At 73.3% G+C, this 14853-nt stretch carries 14 protein-coding genes, 2 tRNA genes and 1 pseudogene; 11 read left to right on the top strand and 6 right to left on the bottom strand.

All coding sequences use genetic code 11. From position 1 onward, the window contains the following. The 4 genes from ACWEN3_RS25295 to ACWEN3_RS25280 form a co-directional block, all read left to right on the top strand. Positions 1 to 1080 (top strand): (2Fe-2S)-binding protein (locus tag ACWEN3_RS25295; protein ID WP_452975181.1); only part of this gene is annotated, 1080 nt, incomplete at its 5' end. Further along, positions 1077 to 3389, top strand: a complete 2313-nt coding sequence (locus ACWEN3_RS25290; protein ID WP_452975178.1) for a xanthine dehydrogenase family protein molybdopterin-binding subunit — start codon at positions 1077 to 1079, stop codon at positions 3387 to 3389. The genes ACWEN3_RS25295 and ACWEN3_RS25290, both read left to right, overlap by 4 nt. Next, positions 3386 to 3511 carry a hypothetical protein gene (locus ACWEN3_RS25285; protein ID WP_452975175.1) on the top strand — a complete coding sequence of 42 codons (126 nt, stop codon included), beginning with the start codon at positions 3386 to 3388 and terminating at the stop codon, positions 3509 to 3511. The genes ACWEN3_RS25290 and ACWEN3_RS25285 overlap by 4 nt, the downstream gene beginning before the upstream one ends. A gap of 177 nt (positions 3512 to 3688) precedes the next feature. Then, the gene (locus ACWEN3_RS25280; RefSeq protein ID WP_452975172.1) at positions 3689 to 4846 is read left to right on the top strand and encodes an SUKH-4 family immunity protein; all 1158 of its coding nucleotides are present in this window, start codon (positions 3689 to 3691) and stop codon (positions 4844 to 4846) included. A 3-nt stretch (positions 4847 to 4849) separates the two neighbouring features. On the opposite strand, the gene ACWEN3_RS25275 is transcribed toward ACWEN3_RS25280, so the two are convergent. After that, positions 4850 to 4921: transfer RNA gene (locus tag ACWEN3_RS25275), tRNA-Cys, on the bottom strand. 19 nt (positions 4922 to 4940) lie between these two features. Further along, positions 4941 to 5038, bottom strand: a tRNA-OTHER gene (locus ACWEN3_RS25270). 175 nt (positions 5039 to 5213) lie between these two features. Here ACWEN3_RS25270 and ACWEN3_RS25265 point away from each other — a divergent pair. From ACWEN3_RS25265 to ACWEN3_RS25240, 6 genes and pseudogenes are all read left to right on the top strand, one after another. Further along, entirely contained in the window at positions 5214 to 6647 is a 1434-nt protein-coding gene (locus ACWEN3_RS25265) for an MFS transporter (RefSeq protein ID WP_452975169.1), read from the top strand. Positions 6648 to 7065: 418 nt separating this feature from the next. Continuing rightward, on the top strand, positions 7066 to 7266 hold the full coding sequence (locus ACWEN3_RS25260; protein ID WP_452975166.1) for a CopG family ribbon-helix-helix protein: 201 nt from the start codon (positions 7066 to 7068) through the stop codon (positions 7264 to 7266). Further along, positions 7263 to 7647: pseudogene (locus ACWEN3_RS25255) on the top strand (type II toxin-antitoxin system death-on-curing family toxin). Before ACWEN3_RS25260 ends, ACWEN3_RS25255 begins: the two are co-directional and overlap by 4 nt. A gap of 165 nt (positions 7648 to 7812) precedes the next feature. Next, positions 7813 to 9612, top strand: a complete 1800-nt coding sequence (locus tag ACWEN3_RS25250; RefSeq protein ID WP_452975164.1) for a DEAD/DEAH box helicase — start codon at positions 7813 to 7815, stop codon at positions 9610 to 9612. A gap of 335 nt (positions 9613 to 9947) precedes the next feature. Beyond that, on the top strand, positions 9948 to 10589 hold the full coding sequence (locus tag ACWEN3_RS25245) for an IclR family transcriptional regulator (RefSeq protein ID WP_452975161.1): 642 nt from the start codon (positions 9948 to 9950) through the stop codon (positions 10587 to 10589). A 101-nt stretch (positions 10590 to 10690) separates the two neighbouring features. Next, positions 10691 to 11482: a S16 family serine protease gene (locus ACWEN3_RS25240; RefSeq protein WP_452975158.1), complete on the top strand. Its 792-nt coding sequence runs from the start codon at positions 10691 to 10693 to the stop codon at positions 11480 to 11482. Between the two features lie 13 nt (positions 11483 to 11495). Here the strand turns inward: ACWEN3_RS25240 and ACWEN3_RS25235 are convergent, their stop codons facing one another. From ACWEN3_RS25235 to ACWEN3_RS25225, 3 genes are all read right to left on the bottom strand, one after another. After that, positions 11496 to 11678 carry a hypothetical protein gene (locus ACWEN3_RS25235; RefSeq protein ID WP_452975155.1) on the bottom strand — a complete coding sequence of 61 codons (183 nt, stop codon included), beginning with the start codon at positions 11676 to 11678 and terminating at the stop codon, positions 11496 to 11498. 21 nt (positions 11679 to 11699) lie between these two features. Then, positions 11700 to 12302 carry an ArsR/SmtB family transcription factor gene (locus ACWEN3_RS25230; RefSeq protein WP_452975152.1) on the bottom strand — a complete coding sequence of 201 codons (603 nt, stop codon included), beginning with the start codon at positions 12300 to 12302 and terminating at the stop codon, positions 11700 to 11702. A gap of 84 nt (positions 12303 to 12386) precedes the next feature. Continuing rightward, positions 12387 to 12866: an Lrp/AsnC family transcriptional regulator gene (locus ACWEN3_RS25225; RefSeq protein ID WP_452975149.1), complete on the bottom strand. Its 480-nt coding sequence runs from the start codon at positions 12864 to 12866 to the stop codon at positions 12387 to 12389. A gap of 122 nt (positions 12867 to 12988) precedes the next feature. On the opposite strand from ACWEN3_RS25225, the gene hppD reads away from it, so the two are divergent. Beyond that, on the top strand, positions 12989 to 14134 hold the full coding sequence (hppD, locus tag ACWEN3_RS25220; protein WP_452975146.1) for a 4-hydroxyphenylpyruvate dioxygenase: 1146 nt from the start codon (positions 12989 to 12991) through the stop codon (positions 14132 to 14134). Positions 14135 to 14144: 10 nt separating this feature from the next. Here hppD and ACWEN3_RS25215 read toward each other — a convergent pair. Beyond that, on the bottom strand, positions 14145 to 14853 hold a 709-nt coding region (locus tag ACWEN3_RS25215), incomplete at its 5' end, for a tetratricopeptide repeat protein (protein WP_452975143.1).

The raw sequence follows: 14853 nt of genomic DNA, 5'->3' as shown, positions 1-14853 counted from the left end.
GTCGACCGCGATGGTGTTGAACTCGCGCGGGATGCCGCCCGCCTCCCTGATCGCCCCGCGCCCGGCGCGGCCCCCGAGACGGACGCCCACGGCCCTGCCGAGGCCTCTGAGCGCCCCGCTGACGCCCCGGCGGGCCACGAGGAGCCCCCGCACCCGCCGGCCGCGACAACGGCCGCCACGGCCGGCCCGGAGACACCCGAGGCCCCGTCAGGCACAGCGGCCCCCACGGAAGCGGCTGCCGTCGCCGCACCGGAGCACGACTTCGCCGCGGCCGCGGCGGACGACACGCCCGAAGACCCGGCGCCCGCGCAGGCGCTCGCCCCCGCCGGCGCCGACGAGCCCGACGCCGCGCCCCTCGCGCCGCACGACGACCACCCCCTGGCCTCCTACGTCCTGCGCGTCAACAGCACCGACCGGCCCGTCACCGACGCCTGGGTCGGCGAGTCGCTGCTGTACGTGCTGCGTGAGCGGCTCGGCCTCGCGGGCGCCAAGGACGGCTGCTCGCAGGGCGAGTGCGGCGCCTGCAACGTGCAGGTCGACGGGCGCCTGGTGGCCTCCTGCCTGGTCCCGGCGGTCACCGCGGCCGGCAGCGAGGTGCGCACCGTCGAGGGCCTGGCCGCCGACGGGCGGCCCTCCGACGTCCAGCGGGCGCTCGCCCGGTGCGGCGCCGTGCAGTGCGGCTTCTGCGTGCCCGGCATGGCGATGACCGTGCACGACCTGCTGGAGGGCAACCCCGCGCCGACCGAGCTGGAGACCCGGCAGGCCCTGTGCGGCAACCTGTGCCGCTGCTCCGGCTACCGGGGCGTCCTGGAAGCCGTGCGGGAGGTCGTCGCCGAACGCGAGGCCTCGCACGCCGGCGGCTCCGAGGGCGACGCGGACGAGGCACGCATCCCGCACCAGGCGGGCCCCGGCTCCGGCGGCGTCCACCCGTCGGCGTTCGAGGCGCCGGGCGCGTTCGCCCCGCCCTCGTCCGCCCCCAGCGGCTACGGCGAGGCGCCGGATCCGTACGGCCCGCCCGACCCCTACGGCGCCCCGGGCCCGCACGACCAGGACTACGGCCAGGACGGAGGCCAGGCGTGAGCAACGAAGCCGCCACCGCCACCACCGCGGAACCCGCCCCCGCGGCCGACCCCGATCCGGTGCTGCACGGCCTCGGCGCCTCCCTGCCGCACGCCGACGCCCGCGCCAAGACCGAGGGCACCTTCCCCTACGCGGCCGACCTGTGGGCCGAGGGCCTGCTGTGGGCGGCCGTACTGCGCTCCCCGCACGCGCACGCGCGCATCGTGTCCATCGACACCACCCACGCGCGCGAGATGCCCGGCGTCCGCGCCGTCATCACCCACGAGGACGTGCCCGGCACCCCGCGCCACGGCCGGGGCGCCCCCGACCGCCCGGTGTTCGCCTCCGAGGTCGTACGCCACCACGGCGAGCCCATCGCGGCCGTCGCCGCCGACCACCCCGACACCGCGCGGATGGCCGCGGCCGCCGTCATCGTCGAGTACGAGGTGCTCGACCCCGTGACCGACCCGGAGCAGGCCTTCGAGGCGGAACCCCTGCACCCCGACGGCAACCTGATCCGGCACATCCCGCTGCGCCACGGCGACCCGGAGGCGGCCGCCGAGATCGTCGTCGAGGGCCTGTACCGCATAGGGCGCCAGGACCCGGCCCCGATCGGCGCCGAGGCCGGCCTCGCCGTGCCGCGCCCCGACGGCGGCGTGGAGCTGTACCTCGCCTCCACCGACCCGCACCACGACCGCAACACGGCCGCAGCCTGCTACGGCCTGTCCCCTGATCGGGTGAAGATCGTCGTCACCGGGGTGCCCGGTGCCACCGCCGACCGCGAGGACCAGGGCTTCCAGCTGCCGCTCGGCCTGCTCGCGCTCAGGACCGGCTGCCCGGTGAAGCTCACCGCGACCCGCGAGGAGTCCTTCCTCGGCCACGCCCACCGGCACCCCACCCTCCTGCGCTACCGCCACCACGCGGACGCCGAGGGCAGGCTGGTCAAGGTCGAGGCGCAGATCCTGCTCGACGCGGGCGCCTACGCCGACACCTCCGCCGAGGCGCTGGCCGCCGCCGTCTCCTTCGCGTGCGGCCCGTACGTCGTCCCGAACGCCTTCATCGAGGGCTGGGCCGTGCGCACCAACAACCCGCCCTCCGGCCATGTGCGCGGCGAGGGCGCCATGCAGGTGTGCGCCGCCTACGAGGCGCAGATGGACAAGCTGGCCAAGAAGCTCGGCCTCGAACCGGCCGAGCTGCGCCTGCGCAACGTCCTCGCCACCGGCGATGTCCTCCCGATCGGCCAGACGGTGACCTGCCCGGCGCCGGTCGCCGAACTCCTCCAGGCGGTACGGGACTGCCCGCTGCCCGCGCTGCCCAAGGACACGCCCGAGGACGAGTGGCTGCTGCCCGGCGGCCCCGAGGGCGCCGGCGAACCGGGCGCGGTGCGCCGGGGCGTCGGCTACGGTCTGGGCATGGTGCACATGCTCGGCGCCGAGGGCGCCGACGAGGTGTCCACGGCGACGGTCAAGGTCCACGACGGAATCGCGACCGTGCTCTGCGCGGCCGTGGAGACCGGCCAGGGCTTCACCACCCTCGCCCGCCAGATCGTCCAGGAGACCCTCGGCATCGAGCAGGTCCACGTCGTCCCGGTCGACACCGACCAGCCGCCGGCCGGCGCGGGCTGCCGGGGCCGGCACACCTGGGTGTCGGGCGGCGCGGTGGAACGCGCGGCCAAGATGGTCCGCACCCAGCTCCTGCAGCCGCTCGCGCACAAGTTCGGCATGTCGACGGAGCTGCTGCAGATCACCGACGGCAAGATCACGTCGTACGACGGTGTGCTGTCGACCACCGTCACCGAGGCGATGGACGGCAAGGAGCTGTGGGCCACCGCCCAGTGCCGCCCGCACCCCACCGAGCCCCTGGACGCCACCGGCCAGGGCGACGCCTTCGTGGGCCTGGCGTTCTGCGCGATCCGCGCCGTCGTGGACGTGGACATCGAGCTGGGCTCGGTCCGCGTCGTGGAACTGTCGGTAGCCCAGGACGTCGGCCGGATCCTGAACCCCGCACAGCTGGCGGCCCGCATCGAGGCGGGCGTCACCCAGGGCGTCGGCATCGCCCTCACGGAGAACCTCCGCACCCCCCGCGGTCTGATCCGCCACCCCGACCTGACCGGCTACGCCCTCCCGACCGCCCTGGACGCGCCGGACATCCGGATCGTCAAGCTGGTCGAGGAGCGGGACGTGGTCGCCCCCTTCGGCGCCAAGTCGGTCAGCGCGGCCCCGGTCGTGACGGCGCCCGCCGCGATCGCCTCCGCCGTCCGCGCCGCCACCGGCCGGCCGGTCAACCGCCTCCCGATCCGCCCCCAGGCCGCGGTGGTGACGGACCGGTGAGCACGCCCTCCGACGAGCTGCGCTACGAAGCACCGCCCGGCGTCGGCAAGTTGTCCCTGTGGATCCTGCTGTTCCTGGTCGCGGCCCTCGCCGTGGTGCTGGGCGGCGTCTACTTCACCTGACGGCGCGGATCCCCGCGGGCGCGCAACGGTCCCGGGCCGCCTGACGTCCTTTTCCGCGAGGGGCGTTGTCAGTGGGGCGGCGTAGTGTGCTGAGCAGTGGGGGCACCTGCCCGAGGACGCCGCACGAACACGTCCGTTCCGCACACAGTCACGTACGGGGAAGATCGCGGGGGAGCGATGAGTACGACCGACGCCGGGACTCCGGCGATCACACTGACCGAGGCCGAGCTGGACCGCCATGTCACGCACGCGCCGACGCGCGGCCTGCTCACGGGCGCCGGCCTGCCCGCTCGCACCGACGTGCTGACGTTCTCGCCCCTGCGCGCCCACGGCCTGCGCACCCTCGCCGACGCCGCCGACGGACCCTTCCACCTGGCGGAGGAGCTGCGCGGCCGCCTGGTGATCGGCGAACTCCTCAACCCGGCCGGCATGGAGCGCGAGTCGATCCTGCTCGACGGCGGCACCGGCGAGGTGACGACCGCCTATCTCTTCGACCCGTCCGAGCCGCGCCCCTTCGCGCCCTCCCTGGCCACCCTGCTGCGCTTCGCCGCGGTCACCGAGGAACTCGCCGGCCTGCGCGGCCGTTTCGCCTCCCTCGCGGGCCAGTACGGCCCGAGGACGGCCGCCGAGGCCTCGCGCCGCCTCCTCGCGCTGTTCGAGGAGGGCACGGACGGCGAGGTGCCCCCGTACTGGAAGGCGGCGGCCCTGATCCGCCCGCTCGCCCTCGCCGCGGGCCCGGGCACGGCGTCCGGCCTCACCCTGGACGTCCCCGCCCGCGTCCTGGACCAGGAGTTCGGGCACGGCCGGGTGGCCCGCTTCGAGGAGGTCGACTTCCCCGCCACGCTCACCCACGAGCCGACCCGCCGCTTCCTGCGCGAGACGGGGCTGCCGGAGGACGCGGTCCTCTTCCACGCCGACACGGACGTCCCGCTGCCGACCCTCCGCGAGTACTTCGCCGAGGAGCGCGGCGACTACCCGACGTCCGAACTCCCGGCCCACCGCGACCACCTGATCCGGCTCGGATACCTGGTGGAGGACAACAGCCTGGTCGTCGACGGCAGAACGGGCGCGGTGCTGACCTTCAGCGAGCCGGAGGCGACCCTCTACCCCCTCAACACCGACGTCTCCACGCTCGCCTTCACCCTCTGGCTGCTCCACCACGAGCGCACCATCGACGAGCACCTCGCCCACGAACTGACCACGGCCGCCTACGACCAGCTCGCCGCGGCCATGCTCCACACCCTGGCGACCGTCGACCCCACCGCCACCCTGCCCGACACGCCCTGGCACTACTGGACGGAACTCTTCCAGGACGAGGCGGGCGGAGTCCTCTGACAGAGGCCGTGGCGGGAATCGAACCCGCGTAACCCGCTTTGCAGGCGAGTCCCTGAACCACTCGGGCACACGGCCGTGTTCGGATCTCTGCTCACGGCCGTGGCGGGAATCGGACCCGCGTGACTCCCCGCGAGCGGAGCTCGCTGATGGATGCAGCGCAGGCGAGTCCCTGAACCACTCGGGCACACGGCCGTGTTGACGGGTTCGACCGTAGGGCGGGGCGGTGGGGGTGCTCAAGGGGCGGGGCGGGGCTGCAACGGGACTGCCATGCGGCGTTCACGAAAGGCGCGGCGTACGACCAAGGTCGTAGGACGGATGGGACCACCGACAGGGGTGAAACTCGGTTGTGGGCCTTACTCTGTCGGGCATGAGCGCCCTTGAATCCCGTGACACCCCTGTCGTGGAGCACACCGCCGAGCCGGACGGCGGTGTGCTGGGCCGGGCGTACCGGGCGCTCAGCGTCGGGATCGTCTCCGTCATCCTGCTGATCGCCTTCGAGGCGACCGCCGTCGGCACCGCGATGCCCGTCGCGGCACGGGACCTGAACGGCGTGGCGCTGTACGCGTTCGGGTTCTCCGGCTTCTTCACCACCAGCCTCTTCGGCATGGTGCTCGCCGGTCAGTGGGCCGACCGGCGCGGCCCGCTCGGCGCGCTGACGACGGGCATCGCGGCCTTCGCGGCGGGCCTGGTGATCGCCGGGACCGCCCGGGTGATGTGGGTGTTCATCCTCGGCCGGGCCGTGCAGGGCCTCGGCGGCGGGCTGGTCATCGTCGCGCTGTACGTGGTCGTCGGGCGCGCCTACCCGGAGCGGCTGCGGCCCGCGATCATGGCGGGCTTCGCGGCCGCCTGGGTCGTACCGTCCGTCGTCGGCCCGCTCGCCGCCGGCGCCGTCACCGAACACCTCGGCTGGCGCTGGGTGTTCCTCGGCATCCCGGTCCTCGTCGTGTTCCCGCTGGTCCTCGCCCTGCCGCAGATACGGCGCAGGGCGTCCGGACCGGTGGCCGGGGAGCCGGGCGCGGGCTCGGCCTCCCTCGACCGACGGCGCATCCGGCTCGCCCTCGGCATCTCCCTCGGCGCCGGCCTCCTCCAGTACGCCGCGCAGGACCTGCGGCCGCTCTCCCTCCTGCCCGGGCTGGCCGGCGCCGCCCTGCTGGTGCCCGCCGTCCTCGGCCTGCTTCCGCGCGGCACCTACCGGGCCGCCCGGGGCCTGCCGTCCGTCGTGCTGCTGCGCGGGCTGTCCGCCGGGTCCTTCGTCTCCGCCGAGTCCTTCGTGCCGCTGATGCTCGTCACGCAGCGTGGGCTGTCGCCGACGCTCGCCGGGTTCTCGCTGGCGGCGGGCGGCGGCACCTGGGCACTGGGCTCGTGGGTGCAGTCCCGGCCGCGGCTGGCGCCGTACCGGGAGCGGCTGATGAGCCTCGGGATGGTGCTGGCCGCCGCCGCGATCGCCACCGCGCCGAGCGTGCTCGTGCCCTCCGTGCCGGTCTGGACCGTGGCCGTCGCCTGGGGCTTCGGCTGCTTCGGCATGGGCCTGGTGATCTCCTCCACCAGCGTGCTCCTGCTCCGTCTGTCCGCCCCCGCGGAGGCCGGCGCCAACTCCGCCGCCCTGCAGATCTCCGACGGCCTCTCCAACGCCGTCCTCCTCGCCGCGACCGGCGCCGCCTTCGCGGCCCTGGGCGGCGGCAGCACGGCGACCCCGACGGCCGACGGCACCCACCCCGCCGCCTTCGCCGCCGTCTTCCTGCCGATGGCCGGGGTGGCGCTGGCGGGCGCGTGGGTGACGACGCGACTGCGGGAGCGGTGAACCCTCTTGCTCCCGGGCGGGCCGCGAACCCTTGCTCCTGGGCGGGCCGCGAAACAGTCCCGGGTGGGCGGTGCACCTGTCCGGGGTGGGCGGTGCACCGGTCCTGGGCGCGTGGTGAACCGGTCCCAGGCGGGTGAACCGATCCCGGCCGGGCCGTAAATCTCGCGTGGGCCGCAGCCCGGTCCCGGGCAGACCGCGAACCCGTTCCGGGCGGGCCGCACCCCGGACCCGGGCAGACCGCGAACCCATTCCGGGCGGGCCGCGAACCCGTTCCGGGCGGGCCGCACCCCGGACCCGGACCCGGTCCCGGGCAGACCGCCGACCCGTCCCAGGCGGCCCGCATACCGGTCACCGAACCCCTCACCGCCGGGCCCAAAATCCCTGGCCCGCCCCCGGCCGCGAGGCCTAGGTTGCGGGTATGCGATCGCTGACCGTGCTCCTCGATCCGGACACCCACCAGGACCTCGTCGACCTCGCCGACGCCCAGGGGCGTACGCCGGAGCAGGTGCTGGAGGAGGCCGTACGGCGGTATCTGCGCGCGGAGGAGCTCGGCGTGCGGCGGACCGCCGAGCGGCTCGCGCAGGCCCACGCCGACCTGCTGCGCAGGCTCGGCGAATGAGCGCGGCCCGCCGGCACCTCACGGTCGCCGATGTCACCGCCCTCGCCACGCTCGCCTTCGGGGGCCGGGCGCCCGAGGCACGTGAACCGGGGCTGCTGGCCTCCGCCGTGCACCGGCCGCGGGCCCGGATGTTCGGCACGGCCGCGTACGAGGACCTGCACGAGCAGGCCGCGGCCCTGCTGCACGCCCTCGCCGCGAACCATCCGCTCGTCGACGGCAACAAGCGCACCGCCTGGCTGGCGACGGCCACCTTCCTCGCGCTCAACGGGGGCCGATCTGGCCGGCGTCGACCAGGACACGGCGTACGACCTGGTCATCGACGTGGCGTCGGGAAGTGAGAGCGACGTGACGGTGATAGCGGGGCGGCTGCGGCGGCTGTGACGTGAGTCCCACCCGCGGGCGACCCGGCCTTGTTCGGGGCCTCGGGGGAAGACGGCGCCGGTAGGGTGGCCCGGTTGTCATACGTAGCCGCCCACCCGTCACCCACCACCGTCCCGACCGACGCGCTGCGCGCGGCCCCTCGTTCCGACCCGACCCACGGAGACCGTGACTACCACCGCCGCTTCCTCCGCGCACTCTCACCACCTTTCCCCCGCCTTCCCGGGCCGCGCGCCCTGGGGCACCGCCAGCAAGCTGCGTGCGTGGCAGCAGGGGGCGATGGAGAAGTACATCCAGGAGCAGCCGCGTGACTTCCTCGCCGTCGCCACGCCCGGCGCCGGCAAGACCACCTTCGCGCTGACGCTCGCCTCATGGCTGCTGCACCACCACGTGGTGCAGCAGGTGACCGTGGTCGCGCCGACCGAGCACCTGAAGAAGCAGTGGTCCGAGGCCGCGGCGCGCGTAGGCATCAAGCTGGACCCTGAGTACAGCGCGGGTCCGCTCGGCAGGGAGTACGACGGGGTCGCCGTCACCTACGCCGGTGTCGGCGTACGGCCCATGCTGCACCGCAACCGGGTGGAGCAGCGCAAGACGCTCGTGATCCTGGACGAGATCCATCACGCCGGCGACTCCAAGTCCTGGGGCGAGGCCTGTCTGGAGGCCTTCGAGCCGGCGACCCGGCGGCTCGCGCTGACCGGTACGCCGTTCCGGTCCGACACCAACCCCATCCCCTTCGTGACGTACGAGGAGGGGACGGACGGCATCCGGCGGTCCGCGGCGGACTACACCTACGGGTACGGCAACGCCCTCGCCGACCACGTCGTCCGGCCGGTCATCTTCCTCTCCTACAGCGGCAACATGCGCTGGCGGACCAAGGCCGGCGACGAGATCGCGGCCAGGCTCGGCGAGCCCATGACCAAGGACGCGGTCAGCCAGGCCTGGCGCACCGCGCTGGACCCGCGCGGCGACTGGATGCCCAGCGTGCTGCGCGCCGCCGACCAGCGCCTGACCGAGGTCAGGAAGGCCATCCCGGACGCCGGCGCCCTCGTCATCGCCTCCGACCAGGACTCCGCCCGCGCCTACGCCAAGCTCATCCGTGAGATCACGGGTACGAAGGCCACGCTCGTGCTGTCCGACGACGCCGGCGCCTCGAACAGGATCGACGAGTTCAGCGAGAGCAACGACCGGTGGATGGTCGCGGTCCGGATGGTGTCCGAGGGCGTCGACGTGCCGCGGCTCGCGGTCGGCGTCTACGCCACGACCATCTCGACCCCGCTGTTCTTCGCGCAGGCGGTCGGGCGTTTCGTACGGTCCCGACGGCGCGGCGAGACCGCGTCCGTGTTCCTGCCGACCGTGCCCGACCTGCTGACCTTCGCCAACGAGATGGAGAAGGAACGGGACCACGCCCTCGACAAGCCGAAGAAGGAGGGCGAGGAGGACCCGTACGCCGAATCCGAGAAGGAGATGGAGGAGGCGAACATGGAGCAGGACGAGGACACCGGCGAGCAGGACATGCTGCCCTTCGAGGCGCTGGAGTCCGACGCCGTCTTCGACCGGGTCCTCTACGACGGCGCCGAGTTCGGCATGCAGGCGCACCCGGGCAGCGAGGAGGAGCAGGACTACCTCGGCATCCCCGGCCTCCTGGAGCCCGAGCAGGTCCAGATGCTGCTGCAGAAGCGGCAGGCCCGGCAGATCGCGCACAGCCGCAAGAAGCCGGACAGCGAGGCCGACCTGCTGGAGCTGCCGGCGGAGCGGCGGCCGGTCGTCTCGCACAAGGAGATGATGGAGCTGCGCAAGCAGCTCAACACGATGGTGAGCGCCTACGTCCACCAGAGCGGCAAGCCGCACGGGGTGATCCACACCGAGCTGCGCCGGGTCTGCGGCGGGCCGCCGAGCGCGGAGGCCACGGCGGGACAACTGCGGCAGCGCATCGCGAAGGTGCAGGAATGGGCCACCCGGATGCGGTGAGGGCCCGCCGTTCGCGGTGAGGGTCCCTGCGCGGCGACGGGCTGACCAGGCTCGGCTCGGCGCGGCACGCGTATGCGGACGAATGCTGGCAGTCCGTCTCGGCCATTGACCGGATTCTGGACGGAGACTTCCGCTCAGCGAACCGGCTTCGCTACTGTCCCGCTACGCATACGCCCCGTGGCAGCGCCGCCGCGGAGCGCAGCCGTGAAGCGACATGGCCCGGTACCGCCGGGCCGTCCTGCCGATCGGCGGCCTCTGACCGCGTCGCCGACGGGACTCGACGACGCATACGCAGCTCAGGGGTCGCCGACCTCACCGCCGAAGGAGTGGGCGTCGTGACCGCGGAGACCTCTCAGACGCTCGACCGGGGACTGCGCGTCCTCAAACTGCTGGCCGACACCGACCACGGGCTGACCGTCACCGAGTTGTCCCACAAACTGGGCGTGAACCGGACCGTTGTGTACCGGTTGCTCGCCACGCTGGAACAGCACGCGCTCGTACGGCGTGACCTCGGCGGCCGTGCCCGGGTCGGGCTCGGGGTGCTGCGGCTCGGGCGCCAGGTGCATCCGCTGGTCCGGGAGGCCGCGCTGCCCGCGCTGCGGTCGCTGGCCGAGGACATAGGGGCGACGGCCCATCTGACCCTGGTCGACGGCACGGAGGCCCTGGCCGTGGCCGTGGTCGAGCCGACGTGGACCGACTACCACGTGGCCTACCGGGCGGGGTTCCGGCATCCGCTGGACCGGGGCGCGGCGGGCCGGGCGATCCTCGCGGCCCGGCAGCCGCACTCGGCCGACCCCGGGTACACGCTGACGCACGGCGAGCTGGAGGCGGGTGCGAGCGGGGCCGCGGCGCCGCTGGTCGGGGTGACGGGGGTCGAGGGCAGCGTGGGCGTCGTGATGCTCGCGGACTCCGTCCCGGAGCGAGTGGGACCACGGGTGATGGAGGCGGCCCGAGAGGTCGCCGAGGCGCTGCGCTGAGCGGCTTTCGAGCACCCCGGCACCGGTGTCGAACCGCTTCCAGGGCCGTGGGGCCTGTGCGCGGGGAGGGCGGGTGGAGGGGCGTCACGTAGATTGATTGCGTGCTCTCTCGTCTCACACGTTCCCAGGCCCTCGCTGTGTGCGCGCTGCCCGTCGTGGCACTGATCGCCACGGCGGTGCTCGCGCCGCTGCCGTTCTCGGTGGCGCAGCCCGGGATGACGGCGAACGTGCTCGGGGCGAACAAGGGCACCCAGGTGATCGCGGTCTCCGGCGCACCGGTCCGCAGCACCGGCGGCCAGCTGCGGATGGTCACGATCGAGGCGACCGGCCCGGACACCCGGGTGTCCCTCGGCGACGTGGCCGGCAACTGGTTCCGCACCGACCGGGCCGTGATGCCGCGCGACGCGGTCTACCCGAGCGGCAACAGCGTCAAGGAGATCGAGCAGCACAACGCGGCGCAGATGCAGCAGTCCCAGGACGCGGCGACCAAGGCGGCGCTGAAGTACCTCGGGCTGAGCCCCGACAAGGTGAAGGTCACCCTGAAGCTCGCCGACGTCGGCGGGCCGAGCGCGGGGCTGCTGTTCACCCTGGGGATCATCGACAAGCTGCACGGCGACGGCAGCGGCGGCGACCTCACCGGCGGCCGGAACATCGCCGGCACGGGGACGATCGACGCGGCCGGCCATGTGGGCGCGGTCGGCGGGGTGGCCCTGAAGACGCAGGCCGCCCGGCGGGACGGGGCCACCGTCTTCCTGGTGCCGAAGGCCGAGTGCGCCGATGCCAGGGCCGAGCTGCCGAAGGGTCTGCGGCTGGTCCCGGTGACCACGCTGAACGGCGCGGTCGACTCCCTGGTGGCGCTGGAGAAGGGGAAGGGCTCGGTACCGAGCTGTTAGTCCGCCCGTCCGGTCAGGCCACCGCCACGGCCGGCCCGGGGGCGGACGCGAGGCGCAGGCCGAGTTCGACGAGGGTCCAGCCGACGCGGGTGCGCAGCTCGACCGGGGGCTTCGCCCGGGCGGCGAGGCGGTAGGCGTCGGCCTGGCTGTGCAGGTCGGCGGCGTGCAACTGGGCGAGCAGGGTCTCGTTGTGCATGGCGGTGTCCTTTCCGTCCGGTCAGTCGGTCTCGATGGGGAACAGGTGCGTGTGGACGCGCACCTGCTCGGCTCCGGGGGTGTCCGCGCCGGGCGCGCGGTGGCGGTACTCGTCGACCAGGGCGTGCAGCTTGCGGGTCAGCTCGCCGGCCAGTTCGGGAGTGAGCCGGAGCGTCGCGTCGCTCAGGTTGGCGCCTTCGGACCAGGCCGGGAGCCACTTGTCGCGGGTGGCCACGAAGCCGGCCAGCTCGCGGCCGTGCGAGGTCACCATCTCGTGCAGCAAGACGTCGGCCGCGCCGCGCACCGCCGGATCGGCGCTGGTGAGCAGGTCGTGGTCCATGCTGAGCTCCTGGTCGACCGCCTTCCACCACCGCTCGCGGCCCTTGCCGTGCTCCGGCGCGTCCTCGACGAAGCCGTGCGCGGCGAGCTGGCGCAGGTGGTAGCTGGTCGCTCCGCTGGACTCGCCCAGCCGTGCGGCCAGTTGGGAGGCCGTGGCCGGGCCGTGTTGGCGCAGGGCCTCCAGCAGCTGCATGCGCAGCGGGTGGGCGAGCCCGCGCAGCGAGCGGGCGTCGAGCCGCCGTTCCTGCCGTTCCTCGTGCTCCGTCATGCGTACAAAGATAGCCATGCAAAGGCTCCTTTGCAACGCTCTCTTTGCAAGAACTTCTTTGTAAGTCCGGGGACTTCTCGCGGGCGCCCCGCGCCGGGCCGGCTACGCCCCCTCGCTGTCCTGGGCGGCCTGCTCCACCAGCGGGATGATCCGCAGCGGGACTGGGTTCTCCATGACGATGGCCGTGGAGGCCCGGACGATGCCCTCGAAGCCGACGACCCGGTCGATCACCCGCTGGAGATCGGCGTTCGAGCGGGCGACCAGGCGGCACAGCATGTCCCCGCTGCCGGTGGTGGTCAGCAACTCCAGCACCTCCGGCACGGTCGACAGGTGCGCCCGGACGTCGGGCCCCTGGCCCTGGCGGATCTGGAGCGTGGCGAACGCGGTGACCGGGTAGCCGAGGGCCGCCGGATCCACCTGGGGGCCGAATCCGCGGATGACCCCGTTCGACTGGAGCCGGTCGAGCCGCGCCTGCACGGTCCCCCGCGCGACCCCGAGCCGCCGGGACATCTCCAGCACGCCGATGCGCGGCTCGCGCGCCAGCAGCACGATGATGCGCCCGTCCAGATGATCGATCGCCATGGGACCCCCTGAGATGGTCATCCTGTACAGAAAGACCGCTGAGGCGGTCGTACCACTGAACAGATTGCCCAGTGAATTCGGAAACTATTGCGCACCTTGCAGAGTGGGGTCACCCTTCCGGCATGACGCAGACCACACACCACACTCCCGACACCGCACGGCAGGCCGACCCCTTCCCGGTCAAGGGAATGGACGCGGTCGTCTTCGCCGTGGGCAACGCCAAGCAGGCCGCGCACTACTACTCCAGCGCCTTCGGCATGAAGCTGGTCGCCTACTCCGGACCGGAGAACGGCAGCCGCGAGACCGCCAGTTACGTGCTCGAGAACGGCTCCGCCCGCTTCGTGTTCACCTCGGTCATCAAGCCGAGCACCGACTGGGGCCGCTTCCTCGTCCAGCACGTGGCCGAGCACGGCGACGGCGTCATCGACCTGGCCATCGAGGTCCCGGACGCCCGCGCCGCCCACGCCTACGCCATCGAGCACGGCGCCCGCTCGCTCGCCGAGCCGTACGAGGTGAAGGACGAGCACGGCACCGTCGTCCTCGCCGCGATCGCCACCTACGGCGAGACCCGCCACACCCTGGTCGACCGCTCCGGCTACGACGGCCCCTACCTCCCCGGCTTCGCCGCCGCCGAGCCGATGGTCGAGCAGCCCGCCCGGCGCACCTTCCAGGCCATCGACCACTGCGTCGGCAACGTCGAGCTCGGCAAGATGGACGAGTGGGTGGCGTTCTACAACACCGTCATGGGCTTCACGAACATGAAGGAGTTCGTGGGCGACGACATCGCCACCGAGTACAGCGCGCTGATGTCGAAGGTCGTCGCGGACGGCACCCTCAAGGTCAAGTTCCCGCTCAACGAGCCGGCGATCGCCAAGAAGAAGTCCCAGATCGACGAGTACCTGGAGTTCTACGGCGGTCCCGGCGTCCAGCACATCGCGCTGAACACCAACGACATCGTGGAGACGGTCCGCACCATGCGCGCGGCCGGCGTCGAGTTCCTCAACACCCCGGACTCCTACTACGACACCCTCGGCGAGTGGGTGGGCGACACCCGCGTGCCCGTCGAGACCCTGCGCGAGCTGAAGATCCTCGCCGACCGCGACGAGGACGGCTACCTGCTGCAGATCTTCACCAAGCCGGTCCAGGACCGTCCGACCGTCTTCTTCGAGATCATCGAGCGGCACGGCTCGATGGGCTTCGGCAAGGGCAACTTCAAGGCCCTGTTCGAGGCGATCGAGCGCGAGCAGGAGAAGCGGGGCAACCTGTGACGGCAGGGTCCTAGCCAGGCGGCGGATCGTCGGGTACGTCGCCCAGCGCCCGCAGTGCCGCCCTCGCCGCGGGCACCCACAGGGGCGAGAAGTACGGGTTGTCGCGCAGCGCCTCCTGCAGGTGCCTGCGCGCCGGCCCGGTCACCTCCAGCTCGCCCTCGATCATGCCGAGGTGGAAGGCGTGCAGGGCGCTGCGCACCCCGCCCCCCTTCGTCTTGTCCGTGGCGATGGAGGCGTACTTCAGCGCCTCGCTGTCCTCGCCGGTCCGGTGCAGCGCCCAGCCGAGCGCGTCGGCCACGTCGATCCCCGGCTGGCGTTCCCACTCGGCCTGCAACCGCTCCACGGCCTCCACCGGGTCCCCGTGGTCGGCCTCGTACTGCCCGATCAGCAGCTCCTCGTCCACCCCGCCCGCCGAATCCCGCCGCACCAGGGTCTTCACCTGGTCGTACTGCGTCCGGGCCTGCCGGGACATGCCGAGCGACTCGTACAGCTCGCCCAGCTCCAGGGCGTCCCGCGGGCTCGGCTGCCGGGCCAGCGCCGACTGGTACGCGGCCGTCGCCTCCGTCGTACGGCCCAGCGCCGCCAGCACCCGCGCCCGCCCCGCCGGCGCCGCCCGCTGGTCCGGGTCCAGGCGCAGCGCCTCCTCGAAGTGGCGCAGCGCGTCCTGAAGGTCCCCGCGCTCCCAGGCCAGCTGCCCCAGTCCGGCCAGATACGCGGCC

Source organism: Streptomyces sp. NPDC004561, from assembly GCF_053602155.1.
This window is presented reverse-complemented; position numbering and strand designations above follow the sequence as displayed.